The 3553-nt window shown below is 69.3% G+C and carries 6 protein-coding genes; 5 read left to right on the top strand and 1 reads right to left on the bottom strand.

From position 1 onward, the window contains the following. A partial coding sequence (locus FNX44_RS25030) for a TOBE domain-containing protein (protein WP_173019283.1) occupies positions 1 to 125 on the top strand: 125 nt, incomplete at its 5' end. A 6-nt stretch (positions 126 to 131) separates the two neighbouring features. On the opposite strand, the gene FNX44_RS25035 is transcribed toward FNX44_RS25030, so the two are convergent. Then, the gene (locus tag FNX44_RS25035) at positions 132 to 533 is read right to left on the bottom strand and encodes an ATP-binding protein (RefSeq protein ID WP_143651267.1); all 402 of its coding nucleotides are present in this window, start codon (positions 531 to 533) and stop codon (positions 132 to 134) included. A 249-nt stretch (positions 534 to 782) separates the two neighbouring features. Here FNX44_RS25035 and FNX44_RS25040 point away from each other — a divergent pair, with 249 nt between their 5' ends. Genes FNX44_RS25040 through FNX44_RS25055 form a run of 4 tightly spaced genes read left to right on the top strand, consistent with a single transcriptional unit; the run spans position 783 to position 3519 of the window. After that, the gene (locus tag FNX44_RS25040) at positions 783 to 1904 is read left to right on the top strand and encodes a helix-turn-helix domain-containing protein (RefSeq protein ID WP_143651268.1); all 1122 of its coding nucleotides are present in this window, start codon (positions 783 to 785) and stop codon (positions 1902 to 1904) included. Beyond that, a complete protein-coding gene (locus FNX44_RS25045; RefSeq protein WP_323369658.1) occupies positions 1901 to 2572 on the top strand; it encodes a YdcF family protein in 672 nt (223 codons plus the stop codon). Before FNX44_RS25040 ends, FNX44_RS25045 begins: the two co-directional genes overlap by 4 nt. Further along, complete coding sequence (locus FNX44_RS25050; protein ID WP_143651269.1) at positions 2514 to 3314, top strand: WbqC family protein; 801 nt, start codon at positions 2514 to 2516, stop codon at positions 3312 to 3314. Before FNX44_RS25045 ends, FNX44_RS25050 begins: the two co-directional genes overlap by 59 nt. 13 nt (positions 3315 to 3327) lie before the next feature. Next, entirely contained in the window at positions 3328 to 3519 is a 192-nt protein-coding gene (locus tag FNX44_RS25055) for a hypothetical protein (protein ID WP_143651270.1), read from the top strand. Positions 3520 to 3553: the final 34 nt, after the last annotated feature.

The following is a 3553-nucleotide window of genomic DNA, read 5'->3' on the forward strand; positions in this document are numbered from 1 at the left end:
GCCCCCACGGCCCCGAACTCGTCGCCGAGATCACCCCCTCCGCCGCCACCGACCTCCACCTGGCCGAAGGCAACCCCGTCTGGACCTCCATCAAGGCCGTCGAGGTCACCCTGGTCCCGACGTAGGCCCACTCACACCGTCGCCCGTCCCGGGGCTTTGAAGCGTGTCCAGACGATCTTGCCGAACGGGCTGCGTTCCTGAACTCCCCAGTCGTCGGCGAGCGCGTTCACCAGCACCAGGCCGCGTCCGGAGGCCTCCGTGCCGGCGGCCTGCCGGAGCTCGGGCCGTCGGCGGCGGCTGTCGTGTACTTCGAGACGTACGACCTCCCCGTCGGCATCGAGCCTGACCAGGAAGCAGTGGCCGGGGGCGGTTCCGTGGAGCAGCGCGTTGGTGGCGAGCTCCGAGACGCAGAGCCGGACGTTCCCGGCGAGATCCGGCAGCCCCCAGTCCGTCAGGGCCTCGGTGGCGAAGGACCGTGCCTCGCCGATCGCTTCGGGCCGGGCCTCGAACAACCGCTTGGCCGTGCTCGGCATCGCGCCCCTCACGACTCGGCGCACAGTACCGGGCCGGTCTTCGGAGTCGCGGCGGACAGAGCCGTTGATCTGGTGTTGCTCAGCGAGAGGTTCCATGCTCAGAACAGTCCAAAGGGTCGACATTCAGTGGCGCTCCAAGCGTGGCGTCAGGCCGACTTGCGGCCAATCACCGGTTGTTCCACTTCTGTTCCACTTCCGTCCCGCCGACTGCACGGATCTGCTTCCATGACCGGTGGAAGGGAGTGACGCGTGGCGACCGTGCACCACTGGACCGGTCTGGAGGCCAGGGCCCTGCGCCTTGCCATGCGACTGAGTGTGCGGGCCTTCGCCCAGCAACTCGGCCTGGCTGTCGCGACCGTGTCCAAGTGGGAGTCCAAACTCGCCGACACTGAGCCCAGACCCGACACCCAGGCGATCCTCGACACCGCTCTCGGCCGCGCGGACGCCGCCGTCCACCTGCGGTTCGAAACGCTTCTGTCCGAGATGACCAGCCCGGTGCACAACACGGGCCGACGTCGCGTCACCGCCTCCGGTCCCCGAGCCTGGGAGTACGAGTCCTGGGCCGATGACCTGGACCGGGTGGTGATCGCCCTGTCACGGCAGGACTTCTCAGTCGCCGACAGTCTCCTCACTCGGTGGCTGAGCCGGTTCAAGGGCCCCGAGCTTGATGAGAAGGGCCTGTACCTCTTCGCCCGGTCAACCGCCCTGCTCGGCGACCTCAGGCGCTACCAGGGCACTTGTGTCGGACTGCTGTCGGCCCGCCACTCCTACGTCAACGCGCGCGAGGTCTTCGAACGGATCGCCATCCCCCGCCGGGTCGCACAGCTCGACCTGTCCCTCGCGGTTGTCATGGAGATGTCCGGCAAGCTGGAGATCGCCGCCCGCAGCTACGAAGCCCTGGCTGCCGACGACAGGCTCTCGCCCCGTGACCGTGCTCGGGCACGGTTGTGGGTGGGGACCGCGCTGAGCAAGGACGGCCAGCACGACTATGCGACCCGTGTCATGCAGGCGGCCGCCCGCGACTTCGAAGAGCTCACCGAACCCGACGACTGGTCGGTGGCCCATCAGAAGCTTGCTCTGGCCCGCCGGGGCGCCGGCGACCTCACTGCCGCGTTCCGGTTCCTGGACGTCGCCTGCAGCACGGGTGCCGTGCGGTCCCCGATGGAACGGGTGCAGCTGACCACCGCTCAGGCTCACATCCTGCGCACCGACCCCGCCACACGGGACGACGGGTTCCGACTTCTCGACGAAGCCGCGCGGATCGCCGCGCAGTCCGGCCTCGGACATCAGTTACGAAGCATCCAAGCCATCAGAAGGACGTGCGAAGGAGCCTTCAAGCCCTCACGTCACCGATCGGGGAGAGAGCAGTGACGGACGGACGATCGCGGGCAGTCACCGAAGAACAGCGGCGCAACGCGCAGGTGATCTGGGACTACCACCACATGGGACACGAACTGCGGCCGTGCGACGCGGCCGTCGCGCTGGGCTGCAACGACCTCGGCGTCAGCACCTACGCCGCCACCCTGTACGAGTCCGGCCTCTTCCCCACGCTCGTGTTCACCGGTGGCAACAGCCCGGCGACCAGCGGCGTGTTCCCTCGGGGTGAGGCTGTGCACTTCCACGAACACGCTCGTGCGCTCGGCGTTCCCGCCGACGCGATGCTGCTGGAGCCGAACGCCGCCAACACCGGGCAGAACATCGCTTACGCGCGCGACCTCCTCACGACAGCCGGTGTACGGCCACGCTCCGTGCTGCTGGTCACCATGCCGTACATGGAGCGACGGGCCTTCGCCACGTGCCGCAAGCAGTGGCCCGAGACCGAAGTAGTGTGCGCTTCGGACCCCTTGCCCTTCGACGCCTACCTCAAAGCCATGGGCGACGAGGAGGCCGTGATCAGCATGATGGTCGGCGATCTGCAGCGGGTGGTCGAGTACCCGCGCCTCGACTTCGCCATCTCACAGTACGTCCCGGAGGACGTGCATGCAGCCTACGAATCCCTCGTCCGCGACGGCTTCACCGACTACCTCATCGCCTCCTGAACTGCCGGCCCCCGGTGGCCTCTGCGCGATCCACCAGCCCAACTTCTGGCCTCGGCTCACGACGCTGGCCAAGCTGTTCACGGCGGACTACTGGATCGTCCTGGACGACGTGCAGTTCACCCGCCGCGACTACCAGCACCGAGCCCGCCTCGCCGCCCTCGACGACCCGTCCCGCCAGCAGTGGCTCACCCTGCCGACCCGCCTGCCGAACGGAAGGCCCACGTTCATCCGGGATGCTGTGCTCGACAATCCGGGCCTGGCCCGCCGCAGGACCGCAGGGATGCTGCGGCAGCACTACGGCGTGAGCCCGCACTGGCCCGTCCTCGCCCAGGCCCTGGAGCCGGTGCTGGACGCCTTCGACACGGGCAGGACCGCGACGGTCGCCGAGACTTCGACCCGCGCCCTGCTGGGTGTGCTCGGGTGGAATGGTCACATCCTCACCAGCAGCCGTCTCCCCTCCAGGCCGGGCCGTTCGCAGCGGCTCGCCGACCTGGCCGCTGCAACCGGTGCCCGTGCCTACCTCTGCGGGACCGGCGGCATGGCCTATCTCGACCACTCCCTGTTCGAGGCACACGGCATCGCGGTGATCCCCTTCCGACCGCCGAACCTCAGCAGAAGGCCCTCGGGCCGGCGGCTCAGCGCCCTGTGGACGCTGGCCACCCTCGGCCCGCAAGCTGCGGCCGGCCACATTCAGGCCGTCGCCGCCGACCACGGCCTCCTGCGGGCGGTCGCCCGACCGTGATGGGAGTGAAGCCATGGTGGGTGGCTTGGACGGGATCGTCGTCGAACGGCTGGGCGGGGATGCGGCCGGGCGGGCGGAGGACGCGTTCCGGCTTGTGTATGCCGAGGCGTTCACCGAGGCGCCGTACGGCAAGACGCGGGAGGACGTGGAGGCGAATTTCGGACTGGCGGTTCGTGCGCCGTGGCGGTGGCTGGGCGCGGGGTGACGGGCGGCGCGGCGAGGTGCGGGCCAGGTGGCGG

The organism is Streptomyces alkaliterrae, assembly GCF_007097205.2.
GTDB classification, from domain to species: Bacteria; Actinomycetota; Actinomycetes; order Streptomycetales; family Streptomycetaceae; genus Streptomyces; species Streptomyces alkaliterrae.